The following is a 14,339-nucleotide window of genomic DNA, read 5'->3' on the forward strand; positions in this document are numbered from 1 at the left end:
GCTCGGATACCGTTCAGCTTCACGCTGCTACCGTTAGCGCAATGGATCGGCGGCGGGCTTATGACGCCGCCCTGCGGAACGTACCGGATGTAACGTCCCTTCCAGCCGGTGCGGAATGCCGGAAGTGGTTCAGGCCACTTCCGGCTTTCAGTTTCAGTCGCAACCGTTCTGTTTCTTGCCATTCACGCATCCCGGCTCTATTCCTTCTTAGGAATATCATCTTCCACACCCCTCAAAGCCGCTCTTGAGGTCCACGATCCTGCATGAATGACCTGCTTATCGTCGTTCCGGAAAATCCCCCGCCCGAGGGGATGAAGGCGGACCTGTTCCAGACGAAGGACGGGGTTTCGATCCGCTTTGCGCGCGCGCCGGGACGCGGAGCCGAGAAACACGGCACGGTGGTGATCCTGCCCGGCCGCAACGAGTATATCGAGAAATATTTCGAGACCGCGAACGACCTGACCGAACGCGGCTATGGCGCGGCGATACTGGACTGGCGCGGACAAGGGCGCTCGCAGAGACTGCTGCCGGACGCCAATCGGGGCTATGTTGAGAGCTTCGACGATTATGTGCGTGACCTGGATGCGTTCTTCGAACAGGTGGTGCTGCCCGACTGCCGCGGCCCCTATTACATTCTCGCCCATTCCACCGGCGTTCTGATTGCGCTTCTGGCCGCACCCATGATGGCCAACCGGGTGCGCCGCATGGTGCTTTGCACGCCGCTTCTGGGACTTCCGGTCTCGACTAGAACAACACGCTGGGTGTCGCACTTCGCGCAGCTTCTCTACGCTTTGGGACTTGGCCGAATGTATATGCCAGGCCGCCGCAACCGGATGAAAATGCCTGAATTTTCGCCGGCGGCGCTGAGTTCCGACCCTCAGCGCTTTGCCCGCAACCGGGCGACGGTCAGCGCCTGGCCCGGACTTGCCATCAACGGGCCGACGGTCGCCTGGACGCGCGCCATGTTTCTGGCCATCGAACGGGTGACCGACCCGGCCTTTGCAGCCCGGATCCACATTCCCTCGCTCATCCTTTCGGCCGGAGCGGACCGCGTGGTCTCCAACCCGGCAATCGAGCGCTTTTCCCGGCAGTTACGCAGCACATCGCTCCTGACCATTGATGGCGCGCGGCACGAATTGCTGCAGGAGGCAGACCTTTACCGGGAACAGGTGATGGCCGCCTTCTTCGCCTTCGTGGAAGGCACCGGCGACATCAATTTCTGAACGCCAGAGCGGGTTATCTGCCGCAATGTTCTAGCGCAGAAGCGCCATCGCCTTCTTGTGCAGTTCGGGCGTGGCGGCGGCGATGATGTCACCTCCGCTCTCAGGACGGCCGCCGGCCCAGCTGGTGATCACGCCGCCCGCCTGCTCGATGATCGGGACAAGCGCAGCGATGTCGTAAGTCTGAAGACCGGTCTCGATGACCAGATCGATCTGGCCCGCTGCCAGCATCGCGTAGGCGTAGCAATCGGTGCCGTAGCGGGCGAGGCAGACCGAATTTTCCACCCGGTCATAGGCGGCGCGGTGCAGCGAATCGAACAGCGCCGGCGTGGTGGTGCACAGCGTGGCGTCGGACAACTCGGTCGTGTCGCGCGTCTTGAGACGGCGTGGGCCGCCCGGCCCCTCGTAATGCGCGCCATCGCCAACCGTATAGAAGAGTTCGCCGGTAAAGGGCTGGGACATCATGCCGGCAACGGCGCGGCCCGATACGGTGAGCCCCACCAGCGTGCCCCAGAGCGGCAGGCCGGAAATGAAGGCGCGCGTGCCATCGATGGGATCGATGATCCAGCGGTGATCGCTCGCCTCGCCTTCAAGGCCGAACTCCTCACCCAGAATGCCGTGATCGGGAAACGCCTCGCTGATCAGCCCGCGAATGGCGCGCTCGGCCTCGCGGTCAGCCTCCGTGACCGGATCGAAACCGCTTTCGAGCTTGTTGTCGATCAACACCGGCTGACGGAAGCGCGGCAGGGTCTGGGCTGCGGCGGCCTCGGCAATGCGGCGCATCAAAGCCGGCGACACGGTCATGGAACTCTCCTGAATTTACGGATTCGCTGCCTGAAAGGGCTGTTAAGAGCGGCGATCTTTGCCGCGTTTGGCGCGGTTTGCAATGGGCGCGTTACGGTTAACGCTTGACAATTGTGCATCGCAACATAGACTTTGTTCAGGCAGTTGATCTGCCGGATGCCCTTATTGGGCGTTTCCTCCCTAGACTTTTGGCCGTATCGCCAGGGCGATGCGGTCTTTTTTTGTCGCCGTCCAGAGCAAATTTGCTGCACTGCAGCAAAGCGCGACTTCACTCGGCGGCGAGCGGATAGTCGGTAAAATACTGCCCGGCGATCGCCATCAGCTCACGCACGAAGCCAGTGAGATCGTCCATCAGCGCGTTGAAGCCCGGCCTCTTCTCCAGTGTGCGCTCATCCATATAGAGGCTGCGGTTGATTTCGATCTGCAGCGCGTGAAGCCCCTGTGCGGGGCGGCCGTAATGCTCGGTGATGAAACCACCGGCATAGGGCTTGTTGTGCACCACGCAATAGCCGCGCGCCGCCAGGAGACCGATCACGCATTCGGTGAGTGCCGAAGCGGCGGAAACGCCGAAGCGGTCACCGATGATGAAATCGGGCCGCAGCGCGCCATCGCCGGAACGCACACCCGCCGGCATGGAGTGGCAATCGATCAGAATGCCGTGGCCGAAGGTGCAGTGCGTGTCGATCAAAAGGCGCTTCAGGCGCTCGTGATAGGGCACGTAGATGGTCTCGATGCGCGACACGGCCTCGGCCAGCGGCAGGCGACCCTGATAGATGTCCATCCCCTCGCCCACCAGCTTGGGCACGGTGCCGAGCCCACCGGCCACACGCGGCGAGCGGATATTGGCGTAAGGCGGCACCGGCTCGGAGAACATGCGCGGGTCGAGTTCCCACGGCTCGCGGTTCACATCCAGATAGGCGCGCGGAAAATTGGCGGTGAGAAGCGGCGCGCCACAGGCGACCACGCCGGAGAAGAGCTCATCCACATAGCAGTCTTCGGAGCGCCTGATCATGGTCGCATCCAGACGACTCATGTCGAGGAAGCGCTGGGGATAATGTCGCCCGCTATGCGGCGAGTTGAAAACGAAGGGAGCAGTCTGGAACGCAGGAGAACGCACCTCGAAAGCGGGGATTTTCGCAAAATCCGCTGCGGCAGTCATACGATTTTCACGCCTCCGGCATACTATTTCGGTATAAAATCTGCCATTCGTGCGCACGCCTGTCCAGCCAGTCCACAAGCTGGATCAGCAGGTTTCACTTGATATTTACCACGCTGGAATCATATAGCTGGTCTCATTCAAGTGAATTGTGGGCAAGCGATTTTTGGGCAAGCGTTTGCGGGTCAATCGCTCTCGCACTATCTGGACGGCAAAATGGCACGGATTCTCCTGGCGGAAGACGACAATGATATGCGGCGCTTTCTGGTGAAGGCGCTGGAGCGGGCTGGTTACGAGGTCGTCGACTTCGACAATGGCGCCGGCGCTTATGACAGGCTGCGCGAAGAACCCTTCTCCCTTCTGTTGACCGACATCGTGATGCCCGAGATGGACGGCATCGAGCTGGCACGCCGCGCCACCGAGATCGATCCGGATCTGAAGGTGATGTTCATCACGGGATTCGCGGCTGTCGCGCTCAATCCCGATTCGAACGCACCGCAGGACGCGAAAGTTCTCTCCAAGCCCTTCCATCTGCGTGACCTCGTGAACGAGGTGGAGAAACTTTTGCAGGCCGCCTGACCGCGGTTTTCAAGGCGTTCGGCGAGAGCCGGCAGAGTGATCGTCACATTGCGGTAAAAACACTCAAACTACCTATTGACGCCGGCCTGATTTGTGTGATCTATGCGCGGCGTCGGATGGGCGTGTAGCTCAGCGGGAGAGCACTACGTTGACATCGTAGGGGTCACTGGTTCAATCCCAGTCACGCCCACCATCCTTCCCAAACATCTTGAATAAAGATGATGATCTCGAACCGCTCCCGGGTTCGTCGAGATATTGTAGCGCGCAAGTTCAGTTGGCGCGGGTGCGCAAGTTCAGTTGGCATCAATCGGAATGCGTCGTTTGATCCGTTGAACGGGTGTTGAATGCTATTTGCACCAGGTCTCGCGGCGGCCGGTCGATGGGTGGGCGTGGCCCTCTTCGATCAGCTTCGCACCGACGCTTTCGCCATCGATCAGCACCACCGCCTGTGTGTGGCCATACTGGTCCTTGCCGGTCCGCACGATCACCCGCTTTCCCCAAACAGGCAGCTCGGCCAGGCGGCCCGCGGCGCGGGCCGCCTCGATGCGCTCGTTGACGCATCGCCCCCCGGTCTCCGGCGCATCTATGTCGGCCAGCCTGAGCTTCTCGCCATCGATCCAGACCGTGTCCCCGTCGACCACACAATTGTAGCGCTCGCCCGTCCCGCACAGGGCGAAGGGTCCGGACGCCTTTGCCGATATCGTCATCGGCCACGCCGTCTGCAGCACCGCCAGTATCGTGACGGCCGTTTTCGATCTTCGCAATGCGATCCCTCCGTTGTGTCGCCCTAGTTCGCTCAACCGGGCGATGAATGAGAACACAATGAGAACAAATGCTGGACTCGTTCCATCCGTCTGCATTAGAATTGGCGTATCAGATGGAGGCAGAAATGACGACACAAACGGTGCGCACGCCCGATGGCGGCGCTCGCGCTGACGCAGACCCGTATGAGCCGCAGGCAACGGCCTTCATTACCGCTTGTGGCGGCGATCCGCGCCAGGCGGTGATCGCCCTGATGGGCGAGAACGACTATCTGGCCAGCCGCATCGAAGCGTTGGAAGACGCGGTCAGCTGGGGCTATGTGCGCGCTGGGGCGGCGCGAAGATGAATGCAGGAACGGTGCGGCTGCAAGGAACGGAGCCGCCTTATGCGAAAGTTCAAACCCCGCCATCTGTCGGAAGTCGTTGTCTACACCTCTGACGGGTTGATCCGCTTCAACGATATTCAGCCCTGGTATCTGCTGGGCGCCCATTGCGCTCGGTGCAAGATGATCGCCGAACTCGACCGGGCCGCGCTGGAAAGGCGCTTCGGCAAGGACGCGGTGACCTACGAACTATCGAAGCGCCTGGTCTGCCGCAGTTGCCAAAACCGCCGCGGCAACACATTCTTGGTCGTCGATCAGAGGCAGCGGTGACGCGGCCGCAATGCTTCGGGCGGGAGATGAAACCATGTGCAACCTCTACAATATGACCACCACACGCCAGGCGATCCGCGACTTCGTCCGCTTCACGCGTGAATACAAGTTCAACGAGGCGTCGCTGCAGGTCTATCCGAACCGCTATGCGCCGATCGTCCGGGTCGGCAAGGACGGCGAGCGCGAGATGGTCCGGGCGCGCTGGGGCATGCCGACGCCGCCCATGTTCATCAAGGGCAAGCATGATTCCGGCGTCACCAACATCCGCAACGCCGGCTCGGCCCATTGGCGCCGCTGGCTCGACCCGGAAAACCGCAGCCTGGTGCCGGCCACCAGCTTCGCCGAGCCGGACCCGGCCAACAAGAAGGATGGCGGACGGACGCCCGACCAGTGGTTTGCGCTGAGCGAAGATCGACCGCTTTTCGTCTTCGCCGGCCTCTGGACGCCCTGGCACGGCAAGCGCATGGCGCGCGAAGAGCCGGACGATCACGAGGTCTACGGGTTTCTCACCACCGAGCCCAACGGTGTCGTGGCGCCGGTGCACAAAAAGGCGATGCCGGTGATCCTGACGACGGCCGAGGAGATCGACACCTGGCTTGCCGCGCCCTGGGACGAGGCGCAGGCGCTGCAAAGACCGCTGCCCGATGACGGGCTGGTGAAGGTGGAGGCGCCGGAGATGCCAGACGAACCCAAGCAGGTGCGGAACTGATGAGGAGGTCTCCGAAGACATTGCCGGATCATGAACGGCTAAGGCTGGCAAAGGCTCGTACGGGTCGCTTGGTCGACCACATCTGCAGCCTGTTTCAGATGCACGAAGCAAATGTGTTCGCGATCTACAATGGAACGCTCGCACGCCAGATTCCGCGCTCCTACGCAGGGCATGCCTTCAACCAATTTCAGGCCAGTATGTATCTCTTCGAGGTGATTCGTCTCGCCGCACTTTGGGACACTCCGGGCGATGATCGCGAAAGCATTCCGACCATCGTCAAACTGATCGACAAGGCCGAGATACTCAACGCTGTGATCGATGACACGCGGGCCTACTACCTCAACGAGATGCTGATAGCCGACCTCAATCCCGTCGAAGACCCATTGACCGTCGAGGCAAAGCAGCACTGGCTGCAATCTTATCGCGGTGAGCGGGCGCATATGGAGATTGGCAGGACGAAAGAACGCTTTCGCGCAGCCATTAATGGGTGCGCTGCAGTCGTGCGCTCAGAGCAGCTCCAGTCGATTCGCGCGTATCGCGACCGTTATATCGCCCACAATCTGGATCTGCCGGATGCCAAGCTCGGCGAAAAAACAAACGTACCCCGCGCCGCGAAATACGGTGATGAAACCTGGGTGCTCGAAAAGACGGTCGAGATCGCCGACAATCTGCATCTTGCACTCAACGGTTCGAGCTTCGATTGGGACGGTTCACGAGATATTGCCAGGCGCAGTTCGGAGCAATTGTGGAGCAACTGCCGCTTCGACATTCCCACGCGGCAAAGCCGAAGGTCAGGCGACGATTGATGAGTGCGGACCATTCAGCGGCTGCCCTTGCCATGCGGCGTGAGCGCGCTCGCAAGAAGCTCGCGAAGATGCTGTCGATGGCCCTTCCAGACGATTTCCTGACCATGATCTGGGCCGGCGCCGCGATCAAGGACGAGCGCGTCGACAAGGCGCTTGCACGGTTTCAGATCGCGCCACCACTACTCATCGAAGCGCTGAAGAAGCCATCGGCACTGAATCTGTGGACGCTTGAGACTCTCGTCAACGAATATCTGACGACGCCCATGCGCCTGAACAGCCAGCGTGTCCACATCCTCAATTGCAAGGACTTGAACGTTCTAGGAGAGCTGCACGACCGAGTTATGGATCTCGAAAACGCTGACGATGGCATCTTCCTCAGCCAGAACCCAGGGCTTTCGGGGATGTCGCGCATCGCACAGCGCCAGTTCTACTGGCAGCGGGACAACTTCAATCGAACCGCGCTGTTTAGGGCAACAACACTGTTTCATTTCCCGGAGGCGGAGGAGCACTTTCGCGCCAAGCACGGCATGTCGATGGCCGACTTTTCGAGAGTTTGTCTCCTAGTTTACAGCCACCTCAAGTCATATCCGGCCATCGCGCTGACTGCCGACACCAAGCCGGTTGGCCTATCCGGCGAAACGCGCGATGCCGCATTCGCGATCCTATCGGAAACGCTGCTTTCGGCACGAAAAGAAGCCACGTCGATGAGAGCGCCGTACCCCCATGTGGCCTATAAACCCAGCAGCCTGCGCCAAAAACCCTGCCTGATCTCCAAAGATGGGCAGCATATGCTGGCGCCGATTCCCGAGCTCGTCATGGAGCGCTGCACGCGCGGCCTCTACTATGACCTCGTTGATGGCGGCGGACGTTTGAACCATAAGCTCGGCGAGAATTTCGAGACCTATTGCATCACACTTTTGCGCGGAAGCCTGGAGCGCATCACGGTCCATCCCGAAACCGCTTACAGGCAGGGACAGCAACGAACGCCCGACATCCGGTTGATGTGTGACGACAAGGTGCGCGTGGTCATTGAGTGCAAGGCAAAGAAGGCGCCCTTCCTGGCGAAATTCGGGGAGATGGGTGCGGCATTGAAATCCGCCGGCCTGGACGAGCTGGCGCACGGCGTGAAGCAAATCTGGCAGTATTTCGCCGACGTGCGGCGCGGTGACATTCAGGATGCCGGGGCCACCCATGAGAACGCGTTGGGGATGGTCCTGACGCTGGACAGCTGGGCCGACATGTCGCACGAAATACGGGGAGAAATCATGAAGCGGGCGCGAGCGCTGGCCGCCGAAAAAGTTCCCTATGCGATCGACGAAGACCTTCGGCCTGTGCTGATCAAGTATGTCGACGATCTGGAGATCGTTCTTGCTACCTGCACGGACGACAGTTTTCTTGCGGCACTCGACAAGGGTACCGCCGATGACCTGGCGGACTGGCACCTTGCCAGCCTGCACGCCAAGGTGCCTGGTAACAGCAGTGCGGGAAAACCCTTCCCGTTCATGGCTGAATGGCCACAGGTCATGTCCTGGTGGGAGGACTGGCTGAAAGACATTCGCCCGAAGTTCGGTGCTCCTGGGCGCGAAGATACAGGTTGATCTGCGGGAGGGTTGTGTCCGCGCACCCTCAATCCTCATCTTCTCCCAATGTGGGCAGCCTTGAGAGTGCGCCACGCATATGCTGCAGCCAGGCTGACCACTCCGTTACCGGCTGCCTGGGCGCGGTCCATCCGATCGGCCACCCCATCAGCCAGTCCGAGAAGTTCGGGTTGAAGGTCAGGTCGCCGGCCGAGTATCTCCCCCCAACGGTCAAACTCAGATGGAGCGGGTGCGAAGAGCGGAAGTTGAAGGATTTCGGCCTCTCCGCGCAACTCGTGACAATCAGCCAGATCATCGTCCAGAGCTTTGCTGCCTTGCCTATCGCGACCTGGCTTCCCGTCTGGTTCGAATCGTGGCGAAGCTTCAATCCCTGTTCCGATAGCTCCATCTCGATCCGGTTGCAGTAGAGGCTGCGGGTTGGCGTGGGCCACAATGAAGAGCCGCCGGCGAAAGTGTGAAGCGCCAACCTCAACCGCCGAGAACAGGCCCGCTTTGACGTGGTAGCCCATTTTGCGAAGGTCGCTGATGACCTCGGCGGATCCCAGATCGAGATGTCCTTCGACATTCTCGAAGAAACACCATCGGGGCTCGATTTCCGCGACAATCCGCCGGATATGTGGCCACAGGTGCCTTGGGTCGCGCGCGCCGCGCTTGCGGCCTGCACAGGAGAAGGGCTGGCAGGGATAACCTCCAGTGACGATATGAACCTTGCCGCGCCATGGGCGGCCGTCGAAGGTGGCAAGGTCGTCCCATAAAGGCGCGTGATCCAGGGCCTGGTCTTCCATCCGGGCCACGAGGGTGGCCGCAGCGAAGGTTTCCCGCTCGACGAAACATACAGTCCGATATCCGGGTTCTGCGACATGGAGGCCGAGCTCCAGTCCGCCAACGCCAGCACAAAGCGCGACGCCTTTGAGTTCATCCTGCGGTCGAGGCATTCCGGGGGGAGATAGAGCCACACGAGCTTTCCCTTGGCGGACGCTCCTGGCGTTCCGGTTCGGGCTCGGCCGGCCTCAGATGATTGATCGTGCCGCATCGGCGGCATTTGATCTCAATCTCGCTCCTATCGTTGTTCGCCCTGAAGAGCAATGCGCGGCATCGGCCACAGCGAACATCCTTCATCTCGATTTAACCCGATCACGGCCACACTCCGTTCGCCCGAAAGGGCAGCGGGTGCGGCGGTTATCTTTGGTCATCGTCGGGCGGGGTTTGTTTGGCGACAGGCCCGCCGCCGGCGCTTTTGGGCGCTGGCCATCCGTGATGCTGCCTCTAGGATTGCGGCACCGTCGGCAGAAAATAGTGGATGGCGACACGCACCGCGCCGCCGGTGAAATCGCTGCCATTGGCGGTCAGGCGTATGGGCGTGTCGGCATAGAAGGCCTGAGGGCCGATCACGCCGGCATTAATTGAGCCGGCTGCAACCCCCAGCGATCCGCCGAATTTCGAGGTTTCGCCTGCGAGGCCACAATCATATGAGCTGGCACCGGTGACCTCCGTCACTGTCCTTGTCGAGACCCCGAAAACAATCGCACGGTTGGGAATGGTGATGGTCGTGTCGACGCTCGGACCGGAGAGGCCGGAAAGCAGTTCTTCGGCCGAGACGATCGCATTGGCGCTGCCGGCTGCTCCTTTGCTCACTGTGGTTGCGGCGGAGCGCGTGATCAGACCGAGTGCATCTGCAAGCGACTTCCAGTCCGCACCGTCGAAGATCAGTGCCTGCGCCTCATCTTCTGTCCATGCAAGCCAGCCAGCGCGCGGCGCAAGCTTTTCCCAGGCGCCGCCGCTATAGACGGCAATGTTCAGATCCCACCCGAGCCATGCCCCGGTTGCACCGGAAGCGGGAATGTACGCATCGCCATCGGCGGGGTTTCCCGGTGGCACCGTCAGATCCCGATCCATCACTGCCATCTGCACAAGCGTGTCGAGGCGCAGCAGGCTCTCATTCACCGGCACATGTTTCTGGGCCTGGTCGGCGGCGATCAGGGGCAATTGGAGTTTTGTCGTATCGACCATGGGAGCCTCCTAGTCATGAATAAAGCCGGCGCGCCAGATGCCGAGCCCATAGCGGGCGCTGCGCTGGGCAACGCGGGCGTGAAAATCTGTCTGCGGTGAACCGAAATCATCGGTCTGATGGGCGGCGGTGTAGAGAAAAACCGCCTCGGTCGGCTCGACAGCGCGCAGCACGCTCCCGCCCGGTCCGTCGAGGATTTCAAGCCGGTAGCGCTCCTCTTCCTCGCCAAGCGGCACCTCTGTTTCCGCCCAGGCATCGCCGCCGATCCGCGTGCGCCTGATCCAGGTGAGCTGCCAGTCGCCGGTGGCGGCGATCCGGTGGCCTTTCAGCCTTGCAGGCGAGAGACTGCGATCGGAGGCAGGGGTTGATTGGGACTGACAAAGAGGAACCCGCAGCGGGCGTCCTCATTGTCCACGTCCTTCCGCTTGTCAGACCGGCGAGGCGTCATAGCAGCTCTCTCTTGTCCACATGAGGCTGGTGCTTTTGACTCGCACCCGTCAGCTGCGGTCTGGTACAACCGGAACGACGTCGACCATTCGGCCAGTACCGGTCAGGCCACAAAGTCTGCACCGGCACTTTAAGTGCGCTCGCGATCGCCCGTTCGGCTTTTGGGTAGGGGGAACCGAGTGCCGCCGAGATTTCGCTGGCGGTGAGGTCCACGTGACGGGCAAAGGCTCGTGACGAACCAAAGCGTCGCTTGATCTCGGCGAGAATGGCGTGACGGTCCCATGTGGTCGTGTGCTCGTGCACCCGGCTGCTCCCGAATTGTTCGACCCGGTGTGCTGACCGGTTCGATCGCAAATCAGTTCTGATTAGTCAGGAGGATCGCTTTTGATCCTTTCAGTCAACCGGAAGTTGCCAATACGGATCATTTTCGATCCTTTCGAGCAGGCTTATGAACAGAAATAGCGCCACTGATGAAGAGACCACGCGTGAGCTTCTGCGCCGGCTCGTGGCAGATTTCGGTGGGCCGACAGCAGTGGCTACGCTGTCAGGCGTCCCACTGCCGTCATTGAAACGCTACATCAGCGGTGCAACACGAAAGATCCCGCTGGAGGTGCTCGAGAAGGTGGCGACTGCCTGCGCCGTTCCGGTGGACACGCTGATACCAGCTCGAAAGTCCGGATTGATCGGGGAGGCAGAACCGTTCGCTCAAAAGGTTGCGTCGTTACAGGCGCAGCGTCCCTGGACGATGCGTGCGCGTTCGCTGGATCTGGCCGGTGTCCTGCCAGGCGATCTGATGTGGTTCGCAGAGAATACGACTGCCGGGACAGGCGACGTCGTTCTTGCACAACTGTCTGATGACGACAGTGGATCGGTGGCTACAATTGTACGGCAGGTCCGTGGCGAATATCTGCTCACGCGCTCGAGTGATCCCGAATCCGAGCAAACGCCGATTTCCCTCAATGATAAAAGGCTGCAGATCGTCGGAGTATTGGTTGATCTGCGTCGCCTCGTGCCACCAAAGCGCTCCTAGGCGGTCGGTCAGAGTTCAGAAAACACGCTGGCCGCGCGAAAAACAGGCAAAGGCTTGAACTTATTCACGAACATGAAACTCTGACCGCTTCCGGCGCAATACGATGCCAGGTCAGGGTTCAAACGCGGTCATCATTGAAACTACTGGATTATTCGCGTTGGTCAGAATTCTCTGTTCAACCGCAGCTGCCAAGTGAACTTGCGCGCGTCTGGAAGCTCACTCCCATGTGTTCCACCGCAACCCGTTGAACCGCCGCGCTTTTTCACCAGTTCCCGGCAATTCCCACCTATTCCCGGCAAAAGCCTAGATCTGCCAAGTGAACCTGCGCGTTACAGATATCTCGAACAACTTTCATTTTACCCACTGCGCAGACGCCGCAACGGCGACAGCTCAGTCGCTCACTCCCCCTCCCCGCCGGAAGCCGCGCGGTGCACGGCCAGCGTGAACTGTACGTGGGCGCGCAGCAGCGTGGCGGCATGATCCACGTCGCGGGCAAGTGCTGCATCCATCAGGCGTGTGTGCCCCTCAAGCGCCAGCGCCTCCTCAAGAAGCGCCCGCGTTGCCGGGTCATGGGTGATGGCCTCCCCGCCCGCATCGGCAGGGGAAAAGAGAAGCGCGTGGTGGTGCCGGCGTAATTGCTCGGAAAGCTGCCGCTGAAACGATTTCAGCCAGACAGAGCGCGCAGCCGCAAGGAGCGCGGCGTGAAAGGCGTCATGCGCCTCCATCCACTCCGAATAGGCCTGCGCACCGTCATCCAGCGCGGCCGAGGCGCGCGCAAGACGATGATGCGCGGCAACGATGGCAGCCTCCCACGCAAGGTCGCCATGGGCGATGGCGTCTTCCAGAAGCGCCACCTCGATCAAAGCACGCGACTGCTCAAGGTCCTCCAGCTCCGCAAACGAAACGGGAGCCACCCGGTAACCCCTGTTGGGGCTCAGCACCACAAGCCCCGCCTCCCCGAACCGCGACAGCGCCTCGCGCAGCGGCGTGTAGCCAACGCCATAGCGCTTCGAGAGCGCCATCAGGCGCAGCGGCTCCCCCGGCGCTAGAACGCCGCTCACGATGTCGCGCTTCAGCGCTGCAACGCCGCCCTCGCCTTCCGGAGTTTTGGTCTGAAGCATTGTCTTGACCTGAAATCCCATATAATCAATCATATTATATATAATAATTCGATCCAGTGGGATAGCGACCAATGAATGCACGGGCGGACAATCAGGACACACAGACGATGGCGCGGGCCGATGAGGCCGACCGGCTGGACCCGCTGAAGGCGTTTCGCGAGCGCTTTGCCCTGCCCGAAGGCGTGATCTATCTGGACGGCAACAGCCTGGGCGTTCTGCCGGCCGGCCTCAGCGCGCATATGAAGGACGTGGTGGAACAGCAATGGGGCGAGCGGCTCGTGCGCGGCTGGAACGATGCCGGCTGGATCGACCTGCCGGCGCGCGTCGCGGGCAAGATCGCCCGGCTGGTGGGCGCAAAGAAAGACAGTGTCGCGGTTGGCGATTCCACGACGATCAACGTGTTCAAGGTCCTTTCGGCAGCCCTTTCGCTCAGACCTGACCGCCGCGTGATCCTCTCCGACCGCAACAATTTCCCGACCGATCTCTATGTTGCGGACGGGCTCGCGCGTCTTCTGGGCCAGGGTTACGAGCTGAAACTGGCGACCGCCGACGATATGGAAGAAGCCGTCGACGAAAACGTGGCGGCGGTGCTTTTGACCGAGGTCGATTACCGCACGGGCCGGCGCTACGACATGGCGGCGATGACGAAGCACATCCACGACAAGGGCGCGCTTGCGATCTGGGATCTTTGCCACAGCGCCGGTGCTTTTCCGGTTCATCTGGATGCAACGGGCGCCGATTTTGCCATTGGCTGCGGCTACAAATATCTGAATGGCGGCCCCGGCGCGCCCGCTTTCCTCTACATTGCAGAGCGCCACGTGGCGCATGTGGCCCCGGCGCTTTCGGGCTGGATGGGGCATCAGACGCCCTTCGCCTTCACCGAGAACTACACGCCGGCAGACGGCATTGCGCGCATGATGGTCGGCACGCCGCCAATCCTTTCCATGTCATCGCTCGACAGGGCGCTGGACGCCTTCGACGGCGTCGACATGGCGGTGGTGCGCGAGAAGTCGCAGCAGCTTTGCGACCGGTTCATCGCCGAGGTTGAGCAGCGCTGCCCGGAGCTGGAACTGGCGACCCCGCGCGACCATGACCAGCGCGGCAGCCAGGTTTCCTTCCGCCATCCGGAAGGCTATGCGGTGATGCAGGCGCTGATCGCCAATGGCGTGATCGGCGACTTCCGCGCGCCCGACATTCTGCGTTTCGGCATGACGCCGCTCTATCTCAGCCATGCGGATATCGTCACGGCGGCGGAGATCCTGGAACGGGTCATGCGGGAGCGGCTGTGGGATCAGGAAATCTATCGCAAACGCGCCAAGGTGACCTGAACCGCGGCCATTTCGGCCCGCGTGCCCTGCCCTAGCCTTACGAGAATTTAATACTAGAACAGATGAAAAGCCGCCCGGAAGCTGGCATAAGACAAGTGGCCTGAAGCGACCGGTATACC

The 14,339-nt window shown here is 61.1% G+C and carries 18 protein-coding genes and 1 tRNA gene; 10 read left to right on the forward strand and 9 right to left on the reverse strand.

Translation table 11 applies throughout. The annotated features are described in order from the left end of the window. Nucleotides 1–263: 263 nt before the first annotated feature. Nucleotides 264–1,223: an alpha/beta hydrolase gene (locus tag DEJ54_RS01110; RefSeq protein WP_113152941.1), complete on the forward strand. Its 960-nt coding sequence runs from the start codon at nt 264–266 to the stop codon at nt 1,221–1,223. Nucleotides 1,224–1,253: 30 nt separating this feature from the next. On the opposite strand, the gene hisN is transcribed toward DEJ54_RS01110, so the two are convergent. Next, complete coding sequence (gene hisN / locus DEJ54_RS01115; RefSeq protein ID WP_113152942.1) at nt 1,254–2,024, reverse strand: histidinol-phosphatase; 771 nt, start codon at nt 2,022–2,024, stop codon at nt 1,254–1,256. A gap of 268 nt (nt 2,025–2,292) precedes the next feature. Next, the gene (locus tag DEJ54_RS01120; protein ID WP_113152943.1) at nt 2,293–3,183 is read right to left on the reverse strand and encodes an N-formylglutamate amidohydrolase; all 891 of its coding nucleotides are present in this window, start codon (nt 3,181–3,183) and stop codon (nt 2,293–2,295) included. Between the two features lie 213 nt (nt 3,184–3,396). Between DEJ54_RS01120 and cpdR the strand changes: the two genes are divergently transcribed. Together cpdR and DEJ54_RS01130 are read left to right on the forward strand one after the other, a co-directional pair. Beyond that, nucleotides 3,397–3,759: a cell cycle two-component system response regulator CpdR gene (gene cpdR / locus DEJ54_RS01125; RefSeq protein ID WP_007008549.1), complete on the forward strand. Its 363-nt coding sequence runs from the start codon at nt 3,397–3,399 to the stop codon at nt 3,757–3,759. A gap of 118 nt (nt 3,760–3,877) precedes the next feature. Then, a tRNA-Val gene (locus DEJ54_RS01130) sits at nt 3,878–3,952 on the forward strand. 154 nt (nt 3,953–4,106) lie between these two features. Here the strand turns inward: DEJ54_RS01130 and DEJ54_RS01135 are convergent. Next, on the reverse strand, nt 4,107–4,523 hold the full coding sequence (locus DEJ54_RS01135) for a thermonuclease family protein (RefSeq protein WP_245447658.1): 417 nt from the start codon (nt 4,521–4,523) through the stop codon (nt 4,107–4,109). Between the two features lie 125 nt (nt 4,524–4,648). Between DEJ54_RS01135 and DEJ54_RS01140 the strand changes: the two genes are divergently transcribed. The 5 genes from DEJ54_RS01140 to DEJ54_RS01160 all read left to right on the forward strand — a co-directional run bounded on the left by DEJ54_RS01140 (nt 4,649) and on the right by DEJ54_RS01160 (nt 8,286). After that, nucleotides 4,649–4,867: a hypothetical protein gene (locus DEJ54_RS01140; protein WP_113156004.1), complete on the forward strand. Its 219-nt coding sequence runs from the start codon at nt 4,649–4,651 to the stop codon at nt 4,865–4,867. A 39-nt stretch (nt 4,868–4,906) separates the two neighbouring features. Then, nucleotides 4,907–5,173, forward strand: coding sequence for a hypothetical protein (locus tag DEJ54_RS01145; RefSeq protein WP_113156005.1), 267 nt, complete (start codon nt 4,907–4,909; stop codon nt 5,171–5,173). Between the two features lie 34 nt (nt 5,174–5,207). After that, nucleotides 5,208–5,882: an SOS response-associated peptidase gene (locus DEJ54_RS01150; protein ID WP_113156006.1), complete on the forward strand. Its 675-nt coding sequence runs from the start codon at nt 5,208–5,210 to the stop codon at nt 5,880–5,882. A 68-nt stretch (nt 5,883–5,950) separates the two neighbouring features. Further along, nucleotides 5,951–6,688 carry a hypothetical protein gene (locus tag DEJ54_RS01155; RefSeq protein WP_113152945.1) on the forward strand — a complete coding sequence of 246 codons (738 nt, stop codon included), beginning with the start codon at nt 5,951–5,953 and terminating at the stop codon, nt 6,686–6,688. Next, nucleotides 6,688–8,286 carry a hypothetical protein gene (locus tag DEJ54_RS01160; protein WP_113152946.1) on the forward strand — a complete coding sequence of 533 codons (1,599 nt, stop codon included), beginning with the start codon at nt 6,688–6,690 and terminating at the stop codon, nt 8,284–8,286. The genes DEJ54_RS01155 and DEJ54_RS01160 overlap by 1 nt, the downstream gene beginning before the upstream one ends. 35 nt (nt 8,287–8,321) lie before the next feature. Here the strand turns inward: DEJ54_RS01160 and DEJ54_RS01165 are convergent, their stop codons facing one another. The 5 genes from DEJ54_RS01165 to DEJ54_RS23680 form a co-directional block, all read right to left on the reverse strand. Then, nucleotides 8,322–9,242: a DNA cytosine methyltransferase gene (locus DEJ54_RS01165; RefSeq protein WP_245447660.1), complete on the reverse strand. Its 921-nt coding sequence runs from the start codon at nt 9,240–9,242 to the stop codon at nt 8,322–8,324. Further along, a complete protein-coding gene (locus DEJ54_RS23675) occupies nt 9,202–9,405 on the reverse strand; it encodes a Com family DNA-binding transcriptional regulator (RefSeq protein WP_113152948.1) in 204 nt (67 codons plus the stop codon). The genes DEJ54_RS01165 and DEJ54_RS23675 overlap by 41 nt, the downstream gene beginning before the upstream one ends. Before the next feature lie 147 nt (nt 9,406–9,552). Then, entirely contained in the window at nt 9,553–10,296 is a 744-nt protein-coding gene (locus DEJ54_RS01175) for a DUF2793 domain-containing protein (RefSeq protein WP_113152949.1), read from the reverse strand. Between the two features lie 9 nt (nt 10,297–10,305). Continuing rightward, entirely contained in the window at nt 10,306–10,530 is a 225-nt protein-coding gene (locus DEJ54_RS01180; RefSeq protein ID WP_113152950.1) for a hypothetical protein, read from the reverse strand. A 208-nt stretch (nt 10,531–10,738) separates the two neighbouring features. Next, nucleotides 10,739–11,044, reverse strand: coding sequence for a helix-turn-helix domain-containing protein (locus DEJ54_RS23680; RefSeq protein ID WP_162742199.1), 306 nt, complete (start codon nt 11,042–11,044; stop codon nt 10,739–10,741). Between the two features lie 145 nt (nt 11,045–11,189). Here DEJ54_RS23680 and DEJ54_RS01190 point away from each other — a divergent pair, with 145 nt between their 5' ends. After that, nucleotides 11,190–11,771 (forward strand): hypothetical protein, encoded by a 582-nt coding sequence (locus DEJ54_RS01190; protein ID WP_113152952.1) that lies wholly within the window; start codon nt 11,190–11,192, stop codon nt 11,769–11,771. 398 nt (nt 11,772–12,169) lie between these two features. Here DEJ54_RS01190 and DEJ54_RS01195 read toward each other — a convergent pair whose 3' ends face one another. Next, nucleotides 12,170–12,892: a GntR family transcriptional regulator gene (locus tag DEJ54_RS01195; protein WP_245447661.1), complete on the reverse strand. Its 723-nt coding sequence runs from the start codon at nt 12,890–12,892 to the stop codon at nt 12,170–12,172. Nucleotides 12,893–12,999: 107 nt separating this feature from the next. Here DEJ54_RS01195 and kynU point away from each other — a divergent pair, with 107 nt between their 5' ends. Beyond that, nucleotides 13,000–14,220 carry a kynureninase gene (gene kynU, locus DEJ54_RS01200; RefSeq protein ID WP_113156007.1) on the forward strand — a complete coding sequence of 407 codons (1,221 nt, stop codon included), beginning with the start codon at nt 13,000–13,002 and terminating at the stop codon, nt 14,218–14,220. Nucleotides 14,221–14,339 lie beyond the last annotated feature (119 nt).

Source organism: Nitratireductor sp. OM-1 (assembly GCF_003296175.1).
Classification (GTDB): domain Bacteria; phylum Pseudomonadota; class Alphaproteobacteria; order Rhizobiales; family Rhizobiaceae; genus Nitratireductor; species Nitratireductor aquimarinus.